Annotated in this window: 21 protein-coding genes; 5 read left to right on the forward strand and 16 right to left on the reverse strand. The window is 69.7% G+C overall.

Going from position 1 to position 21,110, the window contains the following annotated elements:
• Window positions 1–16: 16 nt before the first annotated feature.
• The gene (gene guaA, locus B1818_RS04900) at window positions 17–1,564 is read right to left on the reverse strand and encodes a glutamine-hydrolyzing GMP synthase (RefSeq protein WP_058250688.1); all 1,548 of its coding nucleotides are present in this window, start codon (window positions 1,562–1,564) and stop codon (window positions 17–19) included.
• Between the two features lie 160 nt (window positions 1,565–1,724).
• Here guaA and B1818_RS04905 point away from each other — a divergent pair, with 160 nt between their 5' ends.
• The 3 genes from B1818_RS04905 to B1818_RS04915 are packed head-to-tail and all read left to right on the forward strand — an operon-like array spanning window position 1,725 to window position 3,660.
• Window positions 1,725–2,363, forward strand: coding sequence for a biotin transporter BioY (locus B1818_RS04905; RefSeq protein ID WP_058250881.1), 639 nt, complete (start codon window positions 1,725–1,727; stop codon window positions 2,361–2,363).
• 23 nt (window positions 2,364–2,386) lie between these two features.
• Window positions 2,387–3,061, forward strand: a complete 675-nt coding sequence (locus B1818_RS04910) for an energy-coupling factor ABC transporter ATP-binding protein (protein ID WP_058250689.1) — start codon at window positions 2,387–2,389, stop codon at window positions 3,059–3,061.
• Window positions 3,058–3,660, forward strand: coding sequence for an energy-coupling factor transporter transmembrane protein EcfT (locus tag B1818_RS04915; protein ID WP_058250690.1), 603 nt, complete (start codon window positions 3,058–3,060; stop codon window positions 3,658–3,660). The genes B1818_RS04910 and B1818_RS04915 overlap by 4 nt, the downstream gene beginning before the upstream one ends.
• Before the next feature lie 9 nt (window positions 3,661–3,669).
• On the opposite strand, the gene B1818_RS04920 is transcribed toward B1818_RS04915, so the two are convergent.
• The 4 genes from B1818_RS04920 to guaB form a co-directional block, all read right to left on the reverse strand.
• Complete coding sequence (locus tag B1818_RS04920; RefSeq protein WP_058250691.1) at window positions 3,670–4,605, reverse strand: epimerase; 936 nt, start codon at window positions 4,603–4,605, stop codon at window positions 3,670–3,672.
• Window positions 4,606–4,700: 95 nt separating this feature from the next.
• Entirely contained in the window at window positions 4,701–6,488 is a 1,788-nt protein-coding gene (locus B1818_RS04925; protein ID WP_078112082.1) for an FAD-dependent oxidoreductase, read from the reverse strand.
• A 226-nt stretch (window positions 6,489–6,714) separates the two neighbouring features.
• Complete coding sequence (locus tag B1818_RS04930; RefSeq protein WP_058250882.1) at window positions 6,715–7,872, reverse strand: GuaB3 family IMP dehydrogenase-related protein; 1,158 nt, start codon at window positions 7,870–7,872, stop codon at window positions 6,715–6,717.
• Window positions 7,873–7,959: 87 nt separating this feature from the next.
• Window positions 7,960–9,471, reverse strand: a complete 1,512-nt coding sequence (gene guaB, locus B1818_RS04935) for an IMP dehydrogenase (RefSeq protein ID WP_058250693.1) — start codon at window positions 9,469–9,471, stop codon at window positions 7,960–7,962.
• Window positions 9,472–9,617: 146 nt separating this feature from the next.
• On the opposite strand from guaB, the gene B1818_RS04940 reads away from it, so the two are divergent.
• Window positions 9,618–10,007, forward strand: a complete 390-nt coding sequence (locus tag B1818_RS04940) for a DUF5319 domain-containing protein (RefSeq protein WP_058250883.1) — start codon at window positions 9,618–9,620, stop codon at window positions 10,005–10,007.
• Window positions 10,008–10,143: 136 nt separating this feature from the next.
• Here the strand turns inward: B1818_RS04940 and B1818_RS04945 are convergent, their stop codons facing one another.
• The 3 genes from B1818_RS04945 to B1818_RS04955 all read right to left on the reverse strand — a co-directional run bounded on the left by B1818_RS04945 (window position 10,144) and on the right by B1818_RS04955 (window position 12,923).
• Entirely contained in the window at window positions 10,144–11,217 is a 1,074-nt protein-coding gene (locus tag B1818_RS04945; RefSeq protein ID WP_058250694.1) for an anti-sigma-D factor RsdA, read from the reverse strand.
• Window positions 11,201–11,788, reverse strand: coding sequence for a sigma-70 family RNA polymerase sigma factor (locus B1818_RS04950; protein ID WP_010841867.1), 588 nt, complete (start codon window positions 11,786–11,788; stop codon window positions 11,201–11,203). The genes B1818_RS04945 and B1818_RS04950 overlap by 17 nt, the downstream gene beginning before the upstream one ends.
• A 175-nt stretch (window positions 11,789–11,963) precedes the next feature.
• Window positions 11,964–12,923 carry a hypothetical protein gene (locus B1818_RS04955; RefSeq protein WP_058250695.1) on the reverse strand — a complete coding sequence of 320 codons (960 nt, stop codon included), beginning with the start codon at window positions 12,921–12,923 and terminating at the stop codon, window positions 11,964–11,966.
• Window positions 12,924–13,339: 416 nt separating this feature from the next.
• On the opposite strand from B1818_RS04955, the gene B1818_RS04960 reads away from it, so the two are divergent.
• Window positions 13,340–13,636 carry a WhiB family transcriptional regulator gene (locus B1818_RS04960; RefSeq protein ID WP_010841865.1) on the forward strand — a complete coding sequence of 99 codons (297 nt, stop codon included), beginning with the start codon at window positions 13,340–13,342 and terminating at the stop codon, window positions 13,634–13,636.
• A gap of 99 nt (window positions 13,637–13,735) precedes the next feature.
• Here B1818_RS04960 and groL read toward each other — a convergent pair whose 3' ends face one another.
• The 8 genes from groL to alr form a co-directional block, all read right to left on the reverse strand.
• Window positions 13,736–15,352, reverse strand: coding sequence for a chaperonin GroEL (groL, locus tag B1818_RS04965; protein ID WP_058250696.1), 1,617 nt, complete (start codon window positions 15,350–15,352; stop codon window positions 13,736–13,738).
• Between the two features lie 132 nt (window positions 15,353–15,484).
• Window positions 15,485–15,784, reverse strand: coding sequence for a co-chaperone GroES (gene groES / locus B1818_RS04970; RefSeq protein ID WP_004019185.1), 300 nt, complete (start codon window positions 15,782–15,784; stop codon window positions 15,485–15,487).
• A 195-nt stretch (window positions 15,785–15,979) separates the two neighbouring features.
• Window positions 15,980–17,026 carry a tRNA (adenosine(37)-N6)-threonylcarbamoyltransferase complex transferase subunit TsaD gene (gene tsaD, locus B1818_RS04975; protein ID WP_058250697.1) on the reverse strand — a complete coding sequence of 349 codons (1,047 nt, stop codon included), beginning with the start codon at window positions 17,024–17,026 and terminating at the stop codon, window positions 15,980–15,982.
• Window positions 17,023–17,532, reverse strand: coding sequence for a ribosomal protein S18-alanine N-acetyltransferase (rimI, locus tag B1818_RS04980; protein WP_058250698.1), 510 nt, complete (start codon window positions 17,530–17,532; stop codon window positions 17,023–17,025). Before rimI ends, tsaD begins: the two co-directional genes overlap by 4 nt.
• A complete protein-coding gene (gene tsaB / locus B1818_RS04985) occupies window positions 17,529–18,233 on the reverse strand; it encodes a tRNA (adenosine(37)-N6)-threonylcarbamoyltransferase complex dimerization subunit type 1 TsaB (RefSeq protein ID WP_058250884.1) in 705 nt (234 codons plus the stop codon). Before tsaB ends, rimI begins: the two co-directional genes overlap by 4 nt.
• Window positions 18,230–18,706 carry a tRNA (adenosine(37)-N6)-threonylcarbamoyltransferase complex ATPase subunit type 1 TsaE gene (tsaE, locus tag B1818_RS04990; RefSeq protein ID WP_058250699.1) on the reverse strand — a complete coding sequence of 159 codons (477 nt, stop codon included), beginning with the start codon at window positions 18,704–18,706 and terminating at the stop codon, window positions 18,230–18,232. The genes tsaB and tsaE overlap by 4 nt, the downstream gene beginning before the upstream one ends.
• Window positions 18,703–19,839, reverse strand: coding sequence for an alpha/beta fold hydrolase (locus B1818_RS04995; protein WP_058250700.1), 1,137 nt, complete (start codon window positions 19,837–19,839; stop codon window positions 18,703–18,705). The genes tsaE and B1818_RS04995 overlap by 4 nt, the downstream gene beginning before the upstream one ends.
• The gene (gene alr / locus B1818_RS05000; protein ID WP_058250701.1) at window positions 19,836–21,002 is read right to left on the reverse strand and encodes an alanine racemase; all 1,167 of its coding nucleotides are present in this window, start codon (window positions 21,000–21,002) and stop codon (window positions 19,836–19,838) included. Before alr ends, B1818_RS04995 begins: the two co-directional genes overlap by 4 nt.
• Between the last annotated feature and the right edge of the window lie 108 nt (window positions 21,003–21,110).

The raw sequence follows: 21,110 nt of genomic DNA on the forward strand, positions 1-21,110 counted from the left end.
GGCCGCTCTCGTCAGCTCATTCCCACTCGATGGTGCCCGGCGGCTTGCTCGTCACGTCGAGCACCACCCGGTTGACCTCGGCGACCTCGTTGGTGATGCGGGTGGAGATGATCTCGAGGACCTCGTAGGGCACACGCGTCCAGTCCGCGGTCATCGCGTCCTCGCTCGACACCGGGCGCAGCACGATCGGGTGGCCGTAGGTGCGGCCGTCTCCCTGCACGCCCACACTGCGCACGTCGGCCAGCAACACGACCGGACACTGCCAGATCTGCGAGTCGAGGCCGGCGGCGGTCAGTTCCTCGCGCGCGATCAGGTCGGCCTTGCGCAGCGTCTCCAGTCGGTCGCCGGTCACCTCGCCGACGATGCGGATCGCCAGGCCGGGCCCGGGGAACGGCTGGCGGGCGACGATCTCCTCGGGCAGCCCCAGTTCGCGGCCGACCGCACGCACCTCGTCCTTGAACAGCAGACGCAGCGGTTCCACGAGACTGAACTCGAGGTCGTCGGGCAGACCGCCGACGTTGTGATGACTTTTGATGTTCGCGGTGCCGCTGCCGCCGCCGGACTCGACGACGTCGGGGTACAACGTGCCCTGGACGAGGAAGTCGACCTTCTCCCCCGCCTCGGCCTCCTCGCCGAGGACCTCGCTGACCGCACCCTCGAACGACCGGATGAACTCGCGGCCGATGATCTTGCGCTTGGTCTCGGGGTCGCTGACGCCGGACAGCTCACGCAAGAAGGTGTCGGCGGCGTCGACCGTCACCAGCTTCGCCCCGGTCGCCCCGACGAAATCGTGCTGTACCTGTTCGCGTTCTCCGGCGCGCAGAAGACCGTGGTCGACGAAGACACAGGTCAGACGATCGCCGATGGCGCGCTGCACCAGCGCGGCGGCCACCGCGGAATCCACGCCGCCGGAGAGCCCGCAGATGGCCCGCCCGTCACCGATCTGGTCGGCGACCGCGTCGATCAGCGCGTCGGCGATGTTGGCCGCCGTCCAGGTGGCCTCGAGACCGGCGATCTCGTACAGGAAACGGGTGAGGATCTGCTGGCCGTGCGGTGTGTGCAGCACCTCGGGGTGGTACTGCACACCGGCCATCCGGCGCTTCAGGTTCTCGAAGGATGCGACCGGCGCGCCGGGCGTCGACCCGGTGACGGTGAACCCCTCCGGCGGGGACTGGACGGCGTCGTTGTGGCTCATCCAGACCGGCTGGGTGTCCGAGAGACCTTGGTGGAGAACGCCTTCGCCGTTGGTCGTGAACGTCGTCCGGCCGAACTCGCGCCCGCCGGTGTTGGCCACCTCGCCGCCCAGCTTGTCCGCCATCGCCTGGAAGCCGTAGCAGATGCCGAAGACCGGGACGTCGAGGTCGAAGAGGGCGGGATCGAGGTCCGGCGCGTCCTCCGCGTACACCGACGACGGTCCGCCCGACAGGATGATCGCGACCGGATCCTTCTCCTGGATCTCCGCGATCGGCGCCTCGTGCGAGATCACCTCCGAGTAGATCCGCGCTTCCCGCACCCGACGCGCGATCAGCTGCGCGTACTGCGCGCCGAAGTCGACGACGAGCACCGGCCGCGGGCCCTCGAGGAAATCCTCGGGAGAGGACGAGTTCGCAGAAGAAGTGTCTGTCACCGGGCCGAGTCTAGTGGGCGGACCGGCGTCGATACCTGGTCACCCCGCCCGGTGGGTGCGGCTGCGCCGCCGCCGCGTGAAATACTCCGGAATCGACATGACTGCATCGCCGAAATCCCCCAACCGCTGGTCGCTGAGCATCGGCGACCTCACCCAGGCCGCCGTGTTCGCCGCGCTGATCGCCGCGCTCGGCCTGCCCGGGACCATCAACATCGGCACCAGCGGTGTGCCGATCACGTTCCAGTCGCTCGGGGTCATCCTCGCCGGGGCGGTCCTCGGCCCGCGGAAGGGCACGCTGGCCGTGGTCATCTTCATGGTGCTGGCGATCGCCGGACTCCCGATCCTCTCGGGCGGACGCAACGGCCTCACCGCGCTGTCCTCCCCGACGGCCGGATACTTCATCGGGTTCCTCCCGGCGGTCATCGTCATCGGGGTGCTGACCGCACTCATGGTCTCGACCGGCGGGAAGACGGGCTCCGGGAAATATCGCGTGCTGTGGGGCATCGGCATCAACGCGCTCGGCGGCATCGTCGTCCTCTACGCCTGCGGGGTGCTCGGCCTGCTGGTGCGGACCGACCTGACACTGTGGGCGGCCATCGCGACCAACGGTTCGTTCATCCCCGGCGACATCGCCAAGTGCGTCATCGCGGCCCTGGTCGCGGCCCAGGTCCACCGCGGCCGGCCGGGCCTCATCGAACCGTTGCGCGCGCGCCGATCCGGCACCGTGGCCGGCTGAGAAGCCGCCCCACCCCAGCGGCGATGATCGAATTCACCGATGTCACCCACGCCTACGGCGACCGGGTCGTCCTGCGCGAGGTCTCACTGACGTTGTCGGAGAACCGGATCGGGATCGTCGGCGCCAACGGCAGCGGCAAGTCGACGCTGGCGCGGATGATCAACGCGCTCGTCGTGCCCGACTCCGGGACCGTCATCGTCGACGGGCTATCGGTCGCGAAGAACAAGCGTGAGGTCCGACGCCGGGTGGGCTTCATCTTCTCCGACCCCGACCGTCAAATCATCATGCCGACGGTCCGCGAGGACATCGAACTGTCGCTTCGTCGAACCGATCTCGACAAGTCCGCGCGCGCCGAGCGTGCCGGCGAGGTGCTCGCCCGATTCGGCCTCGCCGACCACGCGGACCATCCGGCCCAGCGGCTCTCCGGCGGGCAGAAGCAGCTCCTCGCCCTGGCGTCGGTGTTCGTGACCGACCCCGCGATCATCGTCGCCGACGAACCCACCACCCTGCTCGACCTGCGCAACACCCGCATGCTCACCGACGTGTTCGCGACCCTCGACGAGCAACTCGTCGTCGTCAGCCACGATCTCGACATCCTGGCCGACTTCGACCGCGTCATCGTCATCGACGAGGGGCGGGTCGTCGTCGACGACGAACCTCGGCCTGCGCTGGCCGCCTACCGCGGGATGATGTCGTGAACGTCCTCGGCGTCTACCGTCCCGGCAACACGCTGCTGCACCGACTGCCCGCAGGCGTCAAGTTCGTCGCGATGGGCGTGGTGATCCTGGTGCTGTCGCTTACGGTCCGGTCGCTCACCGCCCTCGGCATCGCGACGGCCGGGGTCGCGGTCGTCTACGCGCTGGCGGGGATCGGGCCGCGCGAGGCGTGGCGGCAGCTGCGGCCACTGATGTGGTTGCTGCTGTTCATCTTCGCGTTCCAGGTCGTCTTCACCGACTGGCGGCGGGCGGTAATCGTCTGCGGCGTCCTCGCGCTGTCGGTCGCACTCGCCGCGGCCGTCTCGCTGACCACCCGCACGACGGACATGCTCGACACGATCGTCCGTGCGCTCGGCCCCCTGAGACGGCTCGGGGTGCGCGTGGACCTCATCGCCCTCGCGCTGGCGCTGACCATTCGGGCGATCCCGCTGATGGTCGAGGTGGTGCGGGAGGTCGACGAGGCACGCAAGGCTCGCGGGCTCCGGCCCGGTCCACGCATCCTCGTCGCGCCGGTTGTCCTCGCCGCCCTGCGCACCGCCGACGGTTTCGCCGACACCCTCACCGCGCGCGGACTGGACTGAGGCGACCTCTCAGAGCAGATCGGAGAGTGCGTCCTCGAGCCGTGGGAAGCGGAATTCGAAACCGGCGTCGGCCAGTACATCAGACCGCGCGCGGCGCCCCGTGAGTCCGAGGGCCGGGTCCGTCCGCAGCACCACCGCACCGAGCTTCAGCAACCACGCGGGCGTCGGCGGCGCGGGCGGCCGTCCGATCTCCGCGCGCAGCATCGCCATAAGTTCGGAGTTGCGCACCGGATTCGGACTGGCCGCCACGACGACACCGTCGGGCAGCGACACCGCGCCGTCGACCCGCAGCGCCGCGCGGGCGATCGCGAGCCAGTCGTCGATGTGAATCCAGCTGAACCATTGCCGGCCGTCGCCGACCCGCCCGCCGAGTCCGAACCTGGTCAGGCCCACGAGGCGTCGGATGGCCGGCGAATCCGCATCGAGCACGATCGAGGTGCGCAGCACGGTCAGATGGTCGGTGTTCGCGCCGTCCACCGCCTCCTCCCAGGGCTGCGCCACACCGGTCATCTGCGGGAGGCCCACCGGGATCGGCGTCGATTCGGTGCACCACAGTTCACCCGCGTCGCTCCAGATCGCGGTCGTGCTGGACTGCAGCCAGTACGAGATCGGCGTCGTGCGTTCGCGCGATGCGGTGACGAGTGCTCGCGTCGCGTCGACCCGACTGTTCCGCAGTGCGGCGATGTTGGCGTCCGTGGGGCGGCAATCCACGAGTTTGCCCGCGAGGTTGACCACCGCCGTCGGACGATCTGCGGCCAGCGTCTCGACCCAGTCGCCCTGGGTCCTGCCGTCCCAGACCACCTGCTCGAACGGCGACGACGGATCGACCCGCCGCGTCAGGATGACCGGATGGTATCCACGCTCGGCGAGATCGGTCGCCAGATGCGTTCCCAGCGAGCCACTTCCGCCCGCCAACACCACGGTCAGCGGCTCTGTACCCGACATGCGTCTCCCCCCGTTCGGCACTGGACGACGACACTACCCGCCGACGCCTCCGACCGGGATTTCGTGGTCACAGTGCGCGTGACGGCGCACCGGCGCTACGAGATGCGTTGTGCCGTGAGTGGAGTGGCGGGGACGACCGGGGTGATCGGCAGCCGCAGGGCGCCGGGTGCGTCGGCCGGCACCACCGGGGACGCCGGCGTCGTCGGCTCGATGCGGCGGTACGGGTCGCCCTGCGCAGGACGCCGGTCCTGTTCGCCCTTGTTCGGCCACAGTGCCGCCGCGCGTTCCGCCTGCGCGCAGATCGTCAGCGACGGATTGACGCCGAGGTTCGCCGACACCGACGCGCCGTCGGCGATGTGCAACGTCGGGTAGTTCCACACGCGCTGGTAGGGATCGATGACGCCGTTGTCCGGGTCGTCGGAGATCGCGCAGCCGCCGAGATAGTGCGCGGTCAGCGGCATGTTGACGATGTCGCCCCAGGTCCCGCCGGCGACGCCGCCGTCGAGTTTCGCCGCGATCCGGCGAGTTGCCTCGTTGCCCTTCGGAATCCACGTCGGGTTCGGCTCGCCGTGGCCCTGCTTGCTGGTGACGTACCGCACCGGTCCGCGCTTGCGGACGAAGGTGGTCAGCGAGTTGTTGTTGTTCTGCATGACCAGGGCGATCACGGTCCGCTCGCTCCACTGTCGCACCACGAGCAACCGCACCAGCAGGAACGGGTTGCGGGCGACCTGACGCAGGAACTGCCCGAACCGATTGCGCCGGGACCCGCCGTCGGTGAGCAGGGTCTGCAGGTACGCGATCGCGTTGGAGCCCTTGCCGTATCGCACCGGTTCGATGTGCGTGTTCGGCTCGGGATAGAACGACGAAGTGATCGCGACGCCGCGCGAGTAGTCGTTCTCCGGATCGATCCGCGACCCCATCGCACCCAGTATCGACTCCGAGTTGGTGCGCGTGAGCCGACCCATCGCGTCCGAGATCTGCGGCAGCGTACCGAGTTTCGCGTGGTGCAGCAGTCGTTGGGTGTTGAACGTGCCGGCCGCCAGGATGACCTGACCCGCCGTGATCGTGCGTCGACGGCGTCCGAGCGGACCCCACGACGACGAGTGATGCGTGCCCACCTCCCAGACACCGTCGGCGCGCTGCCGGAGCGAGTCCACCGTGGTCCGGTCGATGATGGTGGCGCCGTGGCGTTCCGCGAGGCCGAGATAGTTCTTCAGCAGGGTGTTCTTGGCACCCACCCGGCACCCGGTCATGCACGCGCCGCACTCGGTGCAGGCGGTCCGGTCCGGACCCGCACCGCCGAAGTACGGGTCGGCGACGGTCTCGCCGGGCGCCCCGGACAGACCCGTCTTCGCACCGAAGAACACACCGACCGGCGTCGGGGTCACCGTGTCCCCGACACCCATCTCGGCGGCGACTTCGGCGACCACGCGGTCGGACGCGGTGACCGTCGGGTTGGTGACCACGCCGAGCATCCGCCGGGCCTGGTCGTAGTACGGGCTGAGCTCGTCCTCCCAGTCGGTGATGTGATTCCACTGGGGATCGGTGAAGAACGGCGTCGGGGGCTTGTAGAGCGTGTTGGCGTAGTTGAGCGAGCCGCCGCCGACGCCCGCCCCGGCGAGGATCATCACGTCTTTCAGGGCGTGGATCCGCTGGATGCCGTACAGGCCCAGCTTCGGTGCCCACAACCACCGGTTGAGGCGCCAGCTGGTCTTGGCGAAGTCCTCGTCCTCGAACCGACGACCGGCCTCGACCACGCCGACGCGGTACCCCTTCTCCACGAGCCGCAGCGCACTCACGCTGCCGCCGAACCCGGAGCCGACGATCAGAACGTCGAAGTCGGTGGCGCGTTCGGTCGACTTGTCGAATCCCATGCCGAACATACTAACGCGCCTTGTCACATAACGAGACCCAGGTCACCCTAACCCTTCGTGACGCACCCTCCGCAAGCTCCGGGCGCTCCTCAGGGAGCGGAGGGGCCGCTGCCGTCCCGCAAGCTCCGAGCGCTCCCCAGGGAGCGGAGGGGCCGCTGCCGTCCCGCAAGCTCCGAGCGCTCCCCAGGGAGCGGAGGGGCCGCTGCCGTTCCGCAAGCTCCGGGCGCTCCTCAGCTCAGCCGCGGACGGACAACCCCACGCGCTGGAATTCCTTGAGGTCGCAGTAACCGGCCTTCGCCATGGCCCGACGCAGTGCGCCGACGACGTTCAGCTCGCCGTACGGGTCGTCGGAGGGGCCGTAGAGGACCCGCTCGAGACTCGGTCGGTCCTCGCCCGCGGCGACCTGCAGGAGGGCGCCGCGCGGGGTGTCGGGGTGAGCAGCGGCCGACGGCCAGTACCACCCGTTGCCGGGCGCGGAACTCGTTGCGGCGAGCGAGGTCCCGAGGACCGCGGCGTCGGCTCCACAGGCGATCGCCTTGACGATGTCGCCCGAGCTGTGGATGTCGCCGTCGGCGATGACGTGGACATAGCGGCCGCCGGTCTCGTCCAGGTAGTCGCGACGCGCGGCGGCGGCGTCGGCGATGGCGGTGGCCATCGGCACACCGATGCCGAGCACCTCGCCCGTCGTGGTGGCTCCCGCGGCGGAACCGTAGCCGACGATCACGCCCGCGGCACCCGTCCGCATCAGGTGCAGCGCGGTGCGGTGGTCGTGCACGCCGCCCGCGATGACCGGTACGTCGAGATCGGCGATGAAGGTCTTCAGGTTCAGCGGTTCCCGCTGCGTGCCGTCGGCATCGACCTGCGCCACGTGCTCCGCCGAGATGATCGTGCCGTGCACCACCAGGATCTCCACCCCGGCGGCCAGCAGCGCCGGGGTCAGCTCGGGTGCGTGCTGCGGGCTGACGCGGACGGCCGTGGTGACCCCCGCGTCGCGGACCTGGGCCACGGCCTCGCCGAGCAACCCGCTGTCGAGCGGGGCCGAGTGGAGTTGCTGCAGGTGTCGAACCGCCGCATAGGGATCCGGGTCCTCCGCCGCGATGGCGACGAGTTCGGCGATCTTCGCCTCGACGTCGCGGTGACGGGCCCACAGCCCCTCACCGTTCAGGACGCCGAGCGCGCCGAGCTTGCCCAGTTCGATCGCGACCGACGGCGACACCAGGGCATCCGTCGGGTGGCTCAGGATCGGCGAGGAGAACCGGTAGGCATCGATCTGCCATGCGGTGGAGACGTCCTTGGACGAACGGGTCCGACGGGACGGGACGATGCTGATGTCCCCCAGCTCGTAGGTCCGTCGGGCTGTCCGGCCCATGCCGATTTCGACGAGGTCACGCACCACTGCGCCTTTCTGCGGAGTTCAGCTGCACAACGACCCTACGGCCTGGCCCCCCGGACGAGTCCGGCGGGAACGACCTCGGGGAGTTCAGCGGGAATAGTAGTTGGGTGCCTCTGCGGTCAGCGTGATGTCGTGCGGGTGGGATTCCTTCAGGCCGGCCGCGGTGATCTGGACGAACCGCGCGGTCTGCAGATCCGGGATCGTCGACGCGCCGGTGTAGCCCATCGCGGCACGAAGGCCGCCGACGAGCTGATGTATCACCTGCGACAGCGGACCGCGGAACGGCACCCGTCCCTCGATGCCCTCGGGAACCAGCTTCTCCTCTTTGAGGACGTCGTCCTGGAAGTAGCGGTCCTTGGAGTACGACTTCGCCTGTCCGCGACCCTGCATCGCACCCAGCGAACCCATGCCGCGGTAGCTCTTGAACTGCTTGCCGTTGACCAGGACCAGCTCGCCGGGGGCCTCGGCGGTGCCGGCGAGGAGCGAACCGAGCATCGCGGTCGACGCCCCCGCCGCGAGGGCCTTGGCGATGTCGCCGGAGTACTGCAGACCACCGTCGGCGATCACGGGCACTCCCGCCTTCTGACAGACCGCCACGGCTTCGAGGATGGCGGTGATCTGCGGGGCACCGACACCCGCCACGACGCGGGTGGTGCAGATCGAGCCCGGTCCGACGCCGACCTTCACCGCATCGGCGCCGGCGTCGACGAGGGCCTGCGCGGCCTCGCGGGTCGCGACGTTGCCGCCGACCACGTCCACCCGATCGCCGACCTCGGCCTTCAACTTGGCCACCATGTCGAGCACGAGCCGGTTGTGCGCGTGGGCGGTGTCGACGATGATCACGTCGGCCCCGGCGTCGGCCAACGCCATCGCCCGGTCCCACTGCGGGTCACCGGTGCCGACGGCCGCCCCGACGAGCAACCGTCCGTCGGAGTCCTTGGTCGCCAGCGGATGCTGTTCGGTCTTGACGAAGTCCTTGACGGTGATGAGTCCGGTCAGGCGACCGTTGCCGTCGACGATCGGCAGCTTCTCGATCTTGTGCCGGCGGAGCAGTCCCAGTGCGGCCTCTGCGGAGACGCCCTCCTGGGCGGTGATGAGCGGGGCCTTGGTCATCACCTCGGCGACCGGACGGCTCTGGTCGACCTCGAACCGCATGTCGCGGTTGGTGATGATGCCGACGAGCTCACCCTTGTCGTCGACAACGGGCAGACCGGAGATGCGGTAGCGCGCGCACATGGCGTCCACCTCGGCGAGCGTGTGCGTGGGGGTGCACGTCACCGGATCGGTGACCATGCCCGCCTCGGACCGCTTGACGGTCTCGACCTGGCCGGCCTGCTCCTCGATCGACAGATTGCGGTGGAGGACACCCATACCCCCGGCGCGCGCCATCGCGATCGCCATCCGGGACTCGGTCACGGTGTCCATCGCCGAACTCACCAGCGGGACACGCAGCGTCACGTTCTTGGTCACCCGCGACGAGGTGTCGACCTCGCTGGGTATCACGTCCGACGCCGAGGGCAGCAACAGGACGTCGTCGAAGGTCAGGCCGAGCATCGCGACCTTGCCGGGATCGTCTCCACCGGTACGAACAGCAGTCATCGGACCATGGTATCGAGTCCCTTGTTGCGGCGATCGTCACACAGGAGTCTTCGCGCCGATGAGGTCGCCCGACCCACTCTCAACAGGTGCGCTCGACCGGTGAACGCCTGCGGCGCGCGCACCCGCGGATCGGCTACGGTGGTGTGGTGCGTGACCACCTGCCACCCGGCCTCCCGCCGGATCCGTTCGCCGACGATCCCAGCGATCCCGCATCCGCATTGGACAGCGTGGAGCCGGGTATCCCGTTGGACGAGAACGAGCGGCTCGCGGTCGAAGAAGACCTCGCCGATCTCGCACTCTACGAGGCCCTACTGGCCAATCGCGGTGTACGCGGCCTGGTCGTCGTGTGTGAGGACTGCCGCGAGGACCACTACCACGACTGGGACATGTTGCGCGCCAACCTGATCCAGCTTCTCATCGACGGCACCGTCCGGCCGCACGAGCCCGCGGTGGATCCCCGTCCGGACGCCTACGTCACGTGGGATTACTGCCGCGGTTACGCCGACGCCCGTAGTCATCTCGACGACGAGCGCTGATCCTCCACGGACGCGGCGGTAACTGTCGCCGACTCTCCGGCACCACCAATGAGCGAGGCCCCGCACCGATCGATCCGGTGCGGGGCCTCGCTCATGATCTCCAACGACCGTTGGGGCCGGCGATGGTGCGGTCGCGTCAGCCGATCGGCCGACCGGCGTCCACGCCGGGCGGCGGCGTCCACGGGATCTCGGGGAACTCGGCCGGGAAACGGGTGACCTTCGTGCTCGACGACGGCGTCGACGGTTCTGCCGGCTCGCTCGAGGGCGGGACCGACGACGGCTCCTGCGGTTCGCTCGTCTGCTCGGACGGCGTGGTCGGTTCATCCGTCCCGCCGCCCGGAGGCGTCGACGCGTCGGGTGAGGGCTGGTCCTCGGAGTTCCGGAGATCGGGCCGGGTCGGGTCGATCGTCCCGGGCTGTTCCGCACCGGTCGACGGTGCGGGATCGGTGGTCTCGGTCGGCAGACCCGCACCCGCGCGGATGCGGTTCATCCAGTCCGTCATCTCGTCACGCATCTCGTTGTCCATCGGACCCATGCGCTCCTGCGCCTCGGCCAGCAGGCTGGCCGCCGCACCCGGATCACCGGCGGCGATCGCGGCCTCGGCACGCTCGAGGTTGTTCCGGACGTCGTGGGCCGCCTGCGTCTGCGACGCGGCCTCGGCGAACACGACCTGTTTGATGCCCCACAGCGGGTCGCCGGGTTGCGAGCCCTCGGAGAGCACGGTCAGGCCGGCAGCCGCAACGATGACGATCGCGGCGGCACCCGACACGACGCGCAGGTGACGGACCATGCGGCGGCCGCGACTCGCGCGCTCGCTGGTCCCGATTGCCCGCTCGACGTCGTCGACGGACAGCAGCTCGGGCTCGGGGGTGGACACGATCTCCGACCGCCAGCCCGACAGCATCTCGGCCAGCTGATACTCGGCCGCGTCGCGGGTCGGCACCGGCACATCGCGGGTCAGCGCGTCGAGGAAGTTCTCGTCGAAGTTCAGTTCGGAGAGATCGAGCGCGTCATCGGAAGCGGAGAGATCGAACGCGTCGAGTCCGGACTCCGCGTCCGAGGAGAACGGGTCAACCGGGCGGGGTCCGGGCCCGGCGGGCGCCGGGCCGCTCGAACCGGGCGCGCGACGGTGCGCCGGCGGCTGACCGGGTCGATTCGGCTGGTCACCACCGGCGACACGGCGTCTACGCCAATCAGACTGTCCGCTCATCGTGACCTCCTGTCCGTCTCAACTCGTCTTTCAATTTCGCCAGCGCTCGATGCTGGGCGACTCGTACTGCTCCCGCGGTGCTGCCGATCGCCTGCGCGGTCTCCTCCGCCGACATCCCGACGATCAACCGCAGGACCAGTACCTCGCGTTGTTTCTCGGGGAGGATGCCCAGCAGGGCTCTCATCCGCCTGCTGCCGTCGGCATCGATCGCGAACTGCTCGGGGCCACCGGTGACGTGTGAGACCTCGGGGATCTCCTCGACCGGGTCCGACTTCACCCGTGCCGCCACCCGCATGGCGTCGGCGACCTTGTGCGAGGCGATGCCGTAGACGAAGGCCATGAACGGTTTGCCCTGGTCACGGTACCGTGGCAACGCGGTCATCACCGCCATCAATGCCTCCTGCGCGATGTCGTCGGCGGAGAACAGATGCCGTTCCCCTACCCCGATGCGTCCTCGGCAGTAGCGCAGGATCGGTTCCTGCACGCTTTCGAGAACTGACGTGAGAGCTGCCCGATCGCCTTGGCCCGCGGCCCGAACGGCGTCGTTCAACTCACCACCTGTCAACTTCATCGCGCGTAGGAATCCCCGTGTTACAAGTCGGCCAACCGGTCTAATTGCCGGTCCTGGTCCGGGCCCCGGCACGGTGACGCCGCCGGTGGCGATCGTCGTGGCACGCGGCTGGAGAGCGCGTTCCGGCGACGTCTCCGGCGGCGACGACGTGGCAGACCCCAACACACCTTAGCGATCAACCGTCCGGCATCAGCGCCATGCCCTTGCCGATCAGCGTGGCGCGGAGCCGGCGGTGGTGAACGGCCTCGTCGCCGGACGCGGCTCCGGTGCCCAGCAGCAGGCTCATCGCCGCCCACTCCAGGGGCAGGAGGGCCTCGTCGCGAGCGTCGGCGACGACGTCCCGCGCCGCGTTCGCGGTGCCACCCCGATCCCCCGCGCCCGCGGCGGCAGCCGCGGCGATCAACGCGGTCTTCACTCGATGGCGGGCCGGGACCGGAGTCGCCGCGTCGTGCATCTCCCGCACCAGCAGTGCCCCCGCTCGGGCGTGTTCGAGCCCGGACGCCACGTCACCGCGGTACAGACCGAGTTCGGCGCTCACCCATTCCCAGCGCAGGCGGCAGCGCGTGGCCGTCATCCAGTCCGCGTCCGCCGGCCGCCAGGACCACTGTTCGGGGTTCGCCCCGACCGGCCGCTCGTCCGTGGGATCGAGGACCGTTCGCGCCCGGTCGAGCAGCCGACGGGACGCATCGAACCGCAGCAGACCCAGATTGTCGGCCGCGAGCCCGACGAGTCCGTCCGCGACCGCCGCTCGGATGAGCGAGACCTCGCGTGGCCCGGGGCCCGGTGCACCCGGCTCGGCCCGGGCGCCGGAGATTCCGACGGTGAGGAGGGCTCGACCGTCGACCCCATGCGAGATGTGGTGTCGCCCGGCCTGGCGGATCAGCGAGGCCCGCGTGCTCTGACACAGAGACAGCACGGCGAGGTGGGGGTCGGTGGGCGCGAATCCCCGCGCTCGCACACCGGCGACCCGTTCGAGGGACGCGAGCTCGGTGAGCGCGCGGGCGTAGTTCCCGTCCCCGCCGGCGGAGACCGCCGCGGCCCACGCATGCAGCAGCGGGACCACCGAAGGTCGCATCGAGGGGTGTCGACGCAGCTCAACGGCTTTGTCGAGCGTCGAGGAGGTGTTCTTGGTCACTCGATCTTTTTCGGTTTGCATGAATTTAACGAACGATTCCCAACGTTAATTCTCTGGACAGATCACGGGTGCATCATCGGAAGATTTCCGCCGTGTAAATCGGTTCGATCGACGTCACCACACCCCTACGTCCGACGCACTGGACAGACACCTGGACCCGGCAGTCATCATTGCAGGTCACACCGGGTCGGTCACCCCGGATCAGGGGGCACCGCAACGACGCATCCGCGCTGTGCTATCCAACCGCGATCACCTAACCCGCCGTTAACATTTCTGAGACTTTCGCAGCAATCCGGTCCCATTTCAGGGCTATTGACGCAATTTCTCAGGCCCGCTTAATGTGAGTTCAGCGTTGCAGGAAATCGACGTTTCCCACCGAAGCACCCCGGTGCGGCCCACGACAAGGAGTAGCTGTCATGCCTCAGCCCAATCATCTCCCCGGCCCCAACGCTGACATCTGGGACTGGCAGATGTCAGGACTCTGCCGCGGCGTCGACTCGTCGATGTTCTTCCATCCGGACGGCGAACGCGGCCGCGCCCGAGCGCAGCGTGAGCGACGCGCCAAAGAGATGTGCCACCAGTGCCCGGTCATCGCGCAATGCCGGGAGCACGCACTCGCGGTGGCGGAGCCGTACGGCATCTGGGGCGGACTGTCCGAATCCGAGCGCAGCATCTTGATGAAGCGGGGCGTCGGCCGCCGGATGGCCAGCTGAGGCCAGGGGCGTCGAACCCGACCAGACCACGACCGCGAGAGCCGGGCATCCCTGCGAGGATGCCCGGCTCTCGTGTTCGTCGAACTGCGCGGAGTTACGTCAGTGCGCGTGCCCGTGTCCCGCGTGACCGGCCGGTTCGTCGGCCGGCTGATCGGTGATCGCCGTCTCGGTCGTCAGCACCATGCGGGCCACCGACGCGGCGTTGACGACCGCCGACCGGGTGACCTTCACCGGGTCGATGATGCCTTCGGCGACCAGGTCGCCGTAGGACAGGCTCGCGGCGTTGAACCCCGAGCCCTCGGCCCCACCGGCGACCTTGTCGACCACGACCGCACCGTCGAGTCCAGCGTTCGCGGCGATCCAGTAGAGCGGCGCCCGCGCGGAGTCGCGGACGACCCGCACACCCAGGGCCTCGTCACCGGTCAGGGACTCGGCGAGGGCGTCGAGCTTCTTCGACGCCTGCACGATGGCCGAGCCACCACCGGGGATGATCCCCTCCTCGACGGCGGCCTTGGCCGCCGCGACGGCGTCCTCGACGCGGTGCTTGCGCTCCTTGAGCGCGGTCTCGGTGGCCGCACCCACGCGGATCACCGCGACACCACCGGAGAGCTTCGCCAGACGCTCGGCGAGCTTCTCCTTGTCCCAGTCGGAGTCGGACTGCTCGATCTCCCGTCGCAGCTGCGCCGAACGGTCCGCGATCGCGTCCTTGGTGCCGGCACCCTCGACGAGGGTGGTGGCGTCCTTGGTGACGACGACGCGACGGACCGAGCCGAGCACGTCGAGACCGACCGTCGGCAGGCTCAGGCCGATGTCGGAGGAGACGACGGTTCCGCCGGTGACGATCGCGAGGTCTTCGAGGAAGGCCTTGCGGCGGTCGCCGAAGAACGGCGCCTTGACGGCGACGGCGCGGATCGTCTTGCGGATCGAGTTCACGACGAGGGTCGACAGCGGCTCGCCCTCGACATCCTCGGCGATGATCAGCAGCGACTTGCCTGCTTCGACGACCTTCTCCAGCAGCGGCAGGAAGTCCGGCAGGGAGCTGATCTTGTCGCGGTAGAGCAGGACCAGCGCGTCCTCGAGAACCGCTTCCTGGCTGTCGAGATCGGTGACGAAGTAGGGCGAGAGGAAGCCCTTGTCGAACTGGACGCCCTCGGTGATCTCGAGGTCGGTGCTCAGCCCCGAGCTCTCCTCGACGGTCACGACACCATCGGCGCCGACCGCGGTCATCGCCTTGCCGACCATCTCGCCGATCTCCTCGTCGCGGGAGGACACGGTGGCGATCTGGGCGATGGCCTGTTCACCGGCGACGGGGGTCGCAGCGGCGAGCAGGGCCTCGCTCAGCGCATCGGCAGCCTTGCTGATGCCCTGCCCGAGAGCGATCGGGTTGGACCCGGCGGCGACGTTGCGCAGGCCGGCCTTGACCATCGCCTGTGCCAGCACGGTCGCGGTGGTGGTGCCGTCGCCCGCCACGTCGTTGGTCTTGGTGGCGACGGACTTCACCAATTGCGCGCCGAGGTTCTCGAACGGATCGTCGAGCTCGATGTCGCGCGCGATGGTGACGCCGTCGTTGGTGACACTCGGTCCGCCGAACGCCTTGGCGAGGACCACGTGCCGTCCGCGCGGGCCGAGGGTGACCTTCACGGTGTCGGCGAGCTGGTCGATGCCTCGCTCGAGCGCCCGGCGCGCGGTTTCGTTGAATTCAATCTGCTTGGCCATGAATCACTTTCTGCAACGGGAGCCTGTCGGCGTAACGCACATCGCCCCGGTACCCCTGCACGGGGCGCCGGGGCGATGTGAGACGCGATGAAGGCTCGCGGGGTCTAACTCGGCCGGAGTTCGGTGCCGGTCCTACTTGCCGATGACGGCGAGGACGTCGCGCGCCGAGAGGATCAGGTACTCCTCGCCGGCGTACTTGATCTCGGTGCCGCCGTACTTGCTGTAGATGACGGTGTCACCTTCCTTGACGTCCACGGGGACGCGGTTGCCCTGCTCGGTGACCCGACCCTCGCCGACAGCGATGACGGTGCCTTCCTGCGGCTTCTCTTTGGCGGAGTCCGGGATGACCAGGCCCGACGCGGTGGTCGTCTCGGCCTCGACGGCCTGCACCAGGATCTTGTCCTCAAGCGGCTTGATGTTCACGCTCGCCACGATGTGAGTCCTCAACTTTCCTACTGAGAAAGAATCTGCACGTTCACGGCCCTGCAAAACCCCGTCGTCGCGGGTGTCCGAGGCTTCGGTCAGCGCCATCTAGCACTCTATACATGCGAGTGCCAGCACTCAAGGGTGGAGGCTGCAAAAACCCGGCCGTGTTCGCTCCCCGCGAAGACGGCCGGGCTCCGTCCGCTACAGCTGACTGACACGCACCGACATCGCCGGGTCCGACGCCACGGTCAGCGGCGAGGGCGCCGCGCCCCCGCCGATCACATGAGCGCCGAGCGTCGCGATCATGACGCCGTTGTCGGTGCACAGGCGCGGCTTCGGAACCCGCAGGTCGATCCCGGCCGCCGCGCAGCGTTCCTCCGCCAGCGATCGGATGCGCGAATTGGCGGTGGCACCGCCGCCGAGGACCAGGGTGTCCACCCCGAGGTCACCGCAGGCCCGGACTGCCTTCATCGTCAGCACGTCCGCCACCGCCTCCTGGAACGAGGCCGCGACGTCCGCCACCGGTGCCTCCACACCGTCGCGCACGCATTTCTCGACATACCGTGCGACCGCGGTCTTGAGTCCGCTGAAGGAGAAGTCGTGCCGCGAGTCGCGGGGACCGGTCATACCGCGTGGGAAGGCGATCGCACCCGGGTCACCCTCACGGGCGACGCGGTCCAGCGCCGGCCCCCCGGGAAAACCGAGATCGAGCAGGCGGGCGACCTTGTCGAAGGCCTCCCCGGCCGCGTCGTCGACCGTGGTGCCCAGTTCGACGATGGGCTCGGCGAGATCGGTGACGTGCAGCAGGTGCGTATGTCCACCGGAGACCAGCAGTGCGACGCACTCCGGCATCGGTCCGTGCTCGAGGGTGTCCACCGCGACGTGCCCGCCGAGATGGTTCATCGCGTACAGCGGCACGTCCCAGGCGAGTGCGTAGGCCTTCGCCGCGGCCACCCCGACGAGCAACGCGCCGGCGAGTCCCGGCCCGATGGTGACCGCGATGGCGTCGGGGCGGTCGATCCCGGCCGCCTCCCGCGCCCGACGCATCGTGGGGACGATCGCCTCCAGGTGCGCTCGGGAGGCGATCTCGGGGACCACGCCGCCGAACCGGGCGTGTTCGTCCACGCTCGACGCGACCTCGTCGGCCAGCATCGTCGCGAATCCGGGTGTGTCGCCGTCGCCCGGCGTCCACCGGACGATGCCGACACCCGTTTCGTCGCAGGAGCTTTCGATGCCGAGAACGATCACGCCGGGCCCTCCTCCGGTTCGAGCGGCCGGCCCGACACCGGGAGCCGCAACATCGTGTAGGCATCCGCGCCGGACGGCTGATAGTAGTTGCGGCGAATACCCGCGGTGCTGAACCCGTGATGTGAGTACAGCCCGATCGCCACCTCGTTGTCGGTGCGTACCTCCAGGAACACCGCGGCGTCGTTCTCGTCCGCGACGGCGAGCATGGCCTCGAGCAGCGCCCGGCCCACTCCCCGTCCCCGATGGTCCGGATCGACGGCGATGGTGTGGATCTCGCACTCCCAGGCGTCGGGTTGCCCGAGCGTGGAGATCCCGGCGTAACCGATGACGTCGGCGCCGAGGCGCTCCCGAGCCGCGAAATAGGTGTTGTACGGGGCGTTGAGTTCGGCGCGGAAAGCCGCGGCGGGCCAGGGTGAGTCGTCGGCGAACATCCGCCGTTCCAGCGCGGCGCAGCGCGGGATGTCACCGAAGGTGAGCGCGTCGATGACCAGCTCCGGTGTGGTCATCGCGCCGCACCCGCCCGACGGGCCTTCTGCTCGACCGCGTCGGGGCGTCGTAGATACAGCGGCACAAGGGGTTCGGGTTCGGCGCCCGCGACGATGTCGGCGGCAGCCGCCATGACCACCCCGCGTACGGTCGGCACGCCGGTCGCGGGTGGATCACCGGTCCAGCCGGCGAGTTCGAGGTGGGCCGCAGAACCCGCCACCGCACCGATCCGCCCCCCGGCGACATCGGGGGCGAGCTCCTCGGCGACCACCGCGGGCGCGGTCACCTCGGGGCCGCGCACACGGCGGCCACCCTCGTAGAGCGCCCAGTAGACCTCGCGCCGGCGCGCGTCGGTCACCACCAGAGCCCGCGATCCTGCGTCGTCCGGACCGGCGTCGACGGCAAGCGCATCGAGGGAGCACACGCCATACGCCGGTATCCCCAGCCCGTCGGCGAAGGCGGCGCCGGTCGCCATCCCCACCCGGAGTCCGGTGAACGGCCCGGGCCCGCAGCCGACGACCACCGCGGTCAGTTCGGTTCGGGCCGTGCCGGATTCGGCAAGACACTCGGCGACCAGGGTGGTGAGCAGTTCCGCGTGCCGTCGGTGGTCGGCGACCACCCGTTCGGCCAGCACGCGCACCTCACCGTCGCGCAGTTCGGCCACTCCGGCCACCACCGAATCGGTGGCGGTGTCGACCGCCAGCACCAGACCCTGACTCATTCCGCGCTCACCCACTCCCACTCGGCGTGTCGCACATCGGTTTCGGTGTCCCGTCGCAGCCGCACGACCAGATGCCGGTCGGCGAGCCGCTCGGCCACACCTTCGCCCCACTCGACGACGACGACCGCCTCGTCCAGGTCGGAGTCCAGGTCCAGGGCATCGAGTTCGTCGAGCATCCCGGACCCGCTTCCCGTACCGCCGAGCCGATAGGCGTCGACGTGGACCATCCCCGGGCGGTCGGGCCGGCCCGGCCGGTGCTCGCGGGCGATGATGAACGTCGGCGAGGTCACCCGTCCCTCGACGCCGAGACCGGCACCGATCCCGCGGGCCAGCGCCGTCTTTCCCGCGCCCAACGGACCGTCGAGGATGACCACGTCACCTGCGGACAGGGTCGACGCCAGCTCGGCGCCGAAGGCCTCGGTGTCATCGACCTCGGGGAGGTCGCGCGTACCGCGGGGACCCACGCCGCTCATCGGCGGCCTCGCTTCCACCAGCGCCGACGGGGGGCCGGCAGAGCGATCCGCGCGCGATCCACCAGTTCGGCGATCGCGTCGCTGACGAGCCGGGGCTCCTCCATCTGGACCATGTGGCCGGAGCCCTTGGCGACGACCAGGCGGGAATCGGCGCCCAGTTGGGAGTACATCCGGACCGAGTTGCGTAATGGTGTGAGCCGGTCCCGGTCTCCGCACACGACCGTGGTCGGCACCTGGGCGACCACCGGCAGGGCGGTCGACTCGTCGTGGATCTCCAAGGCGTGCAGAAAGTTCACGATGGTCTCGATCGGCGTGCTCTGGATCATCGTGTCCACCGCGGCGCCGAGGGCCGGACTGTAGAACGTCGGCCCGAAACTCGCCGCGACCAGCACCGGTTCGAGGGCGGCGCGGGTCAGGCCGCGGCCCGCCTGGACCAGGCGCGGCGCGCGGCGCACACTCATCCGGAAGGCATCCACCACCGGATTGCGCAGTCCCTCACCGAGTCCGGCGTCGGTGACACCGCGCGACGCCGTCGCCACCAGCGCCACCCCGGCGACCGGACCGTGCGACGAGAACAATGCCGGGTGCCGGCGCGCGAGCCCCATCAGCGTCATCCCGCCCATCGAATGACCCACGAGCACAACGGGTCCCATGGGTACGGTGGCACGGATCACCGCTGCCGCGTCGTCGGCCAGCTGCGCGATCGTGCAGGTCTCGGTCGGGGCCGGGTCGCTCTCCCCGTGCCCCCGGTGATCGAAGAACACCAGCCGGTAGTTGCGATCGTGCCACTCGGCGGCGAGTTGCTCGCGCTGGAAATGCCAGCTCGACAGCCGGAGGCTGAAGCCGTGCACGAACACGATCGTGAGGTCGGGCACGGAGCCTTCCGACACCGTCCCGAGGTCGACGATCCGCACCGCGAGATCCAGGCCGTCATCGGCGGTGACCGTGGTCCCCCGCTCGCGGTAGAGCGCGGTGAGATCGACATCGGCGTGCGGGTCCGGCCGGCCCACCACGCTCTTGCGGGCGATGTTGCGCGCTGCCCCGACGGCTGCCATGCCGCCCAGGGCGGCGATCCCCGCCACCCCGGCCAGCAGTCCGACCCGGTCGGATTCCACCACTGCTGCCTCGCTCACTGTCCGGTCTCCGTTGTCTCGGCGGCGAGCCCGACCTGCCTCTCGCCGAGGTAACGACGGACCACGCGCGTCCCGACCTGGGAGACGATCTCGTAGTCAATGGTGCCGATCGCGTCCGCCCAGTCCTTCGCGGTGGGGCCGCCCGAGGCGCCGGTGCCGAACAGTTCGGCCTGGTCGCCCTCGCGGACACCCGCGCCGTCGGGTCCGAGGTCGACGACCAGCTGATCCATGCAGATCCGGCCCACCCCGTCGAACATCCGCTCGCCGATCCGGACCCGGATCCGGCCCGACAGCAGGCGCGGCACGCCGTCGGCGTACCCCGCGGCGACCACGGCCACCACCGTGTCGCGCGGCGCGATCCACGTCTCGCTGTAGGACACACCCTGCCCCGCGGCGACCTTCTTCACGAGCGCGATGGTCGCGGTCAGGGTCATCGCCGGGATCAGCCCGAAGTCGCCGCGTGCCGGTACCGGGGTCCGGCCGTAGACGGCGACCCCCGGCCGTACCAGGTCGCGGGCGAGATCCGGACGGGTCAGCGCGGCAGGCGAATTGGCGATGTGGACCACCTGCGGTGCAGCGCCGAGGCGGGCCAGGTCGGCGACCGCGGCGTCGAGTCGCTGCGCCTGCGCGTCGTTCAGCGGGTGCTCGGGTTCGTCGCCGCGCGCGAGGTGGCACATCGCCGCACGCAGGGTCACCGAGCCGTCGACGTGCGCCTTCGCCACCCGCTCGGCGAAATCCGCCCACTCGTCCACCGCAACGCCGCTGCGATTGAGGCCGGTGTCCACCTTCGCGGTGACGACCGCGGACCGGCCGGTGCGGTGTGCCGCCGCGATCACCGCGTCGAGCTGGGAGATCGACGAGAGTGCGATGTCGATGCCGTCGACGATCGCTCCGGCGAAGTCGGCTCCCGGCGTGTGCAGCCACGCGGTGATCGGGGCGTCGATGCCGGCGGCGCGAAGCGCGGCGGCCTCGGTGAGGTGCGCGACCCCGAGTTCGGCGGCGCCGGCGGCGAGCACGGCGCGGGCCACCGGCAGGGCGCCATGGCCGTAGGCGTCGGCCTTCACGACCGCCATCACGTCAGCGCCCGAAGCGGCGCGCAGCACGCCGACGTTGTGGGCGATCGCGCCGAGATCCACGGTCGCGGTCAGAGCAGGGGAAGTCATCGTCGACCATTGTCCCAGATCGCCGGGTGCGGCTCGTCCCGGCTGCCTCCGGCGTGAGGTGCGCGTCGTTCTGCGGAGATGGTCTGAGTAGTCACACCGATGCGCGGC

Source organism: Gordonia sp. IITR100 (assembly GCF_002009645.1).
GTDB classification, from domain to species: Bacteria; Actinomycetota; Actinomycetes; order Mycobacteriales; family Mycobacteriaceae; genus Gordonia; species Gordonia hongkongensis.

Coding starts and splice junctions, on each gene's coding strand:
- B1818_RS04905 (WP_058250881.1), top strand. CDS start 1,725: ATGACTGCATCGCCGAAATCCCCCAACCGCTGGTCGCTGAGCATCGGC.
- B1818_RS04910 (WP_058250689.1), top strand. CDS start 2,387: ATGATCGAATTCACCGATGTCACCCACGCCTACGGCGACCGGGTCGTC.
- B1818_RS04920 (WP_058250691.1), bottom strand. CDS start 4,605: ATGTCGGGTACAGAGCCGCTGACCGTGGTGTTGGCGGGCGGAAGTGGC.
- B1818_RS04925 (WP_078112082.1), bottom strand. CDS start 6,488: ATGTTCGGCATGGGATTCGACAAGTCGACCGAACGCGCCACCGACTTC.
- guaB (WP_058250693.1), bottom strand. CDS start 9,471: ATGACTGCTGTTCGTACCGGTGGAGACGATCCCGGCAAGGTCGCGATG.
- B1818_RS04945 (WP_058250694.1), bottom strand. CDS start 11,217: ATGAGCGGACAGTCTGATTGGCGTAGACGCCGTGTCGCCGGTGGTGAC.
- B1818_RS04950 (WP_010841867.1), bottom strand. CDS start 11,788: ATGAAGTTGACAGGTGGTGAGTTGAACGACGCCGTTCGGGCCGCGGGC.
- B1818_RS04960 (WP_010841865.1), top strand. CDS start 13,340: ATGCCTCAGCCCAATCATCTCCCCGGCCCCAACGCTGACATCTGGGAC.
- groL (WP_058250696.1), bottom strand. CDS start 15,352: ATGGCCAAGCAGATTGAATTCAACGAAACCGCGCGCCGGGCGCTCGAG.
- rimI (WP_058250698.1), bottom strand. CDS start 17,532: ATGACCACACCGGAGCTGGTCATCGACGCGCTCACCTTCGGTGACATC.
- tsaB (WP_058250884.1), bottom strand. CDS start 18,233: ATGAGTCAGGGTCTGGTGCTGGCGGTCGACACCGCCACCGATTCGGTG.
- tsaE (WP_058250699.1), bottom strand. CDS start 18,706: ATGAGCGGCGTGGGTCCCCGCGGTACGCGCGACCTCCCCGAGGTCGAT.
- alr (WP_058250701.1), bottom strand. CDS start 21,002: ATGACTTCCCCTGCTCTGACCGCGACCGTGGATCTCGGCGCGATCGCC.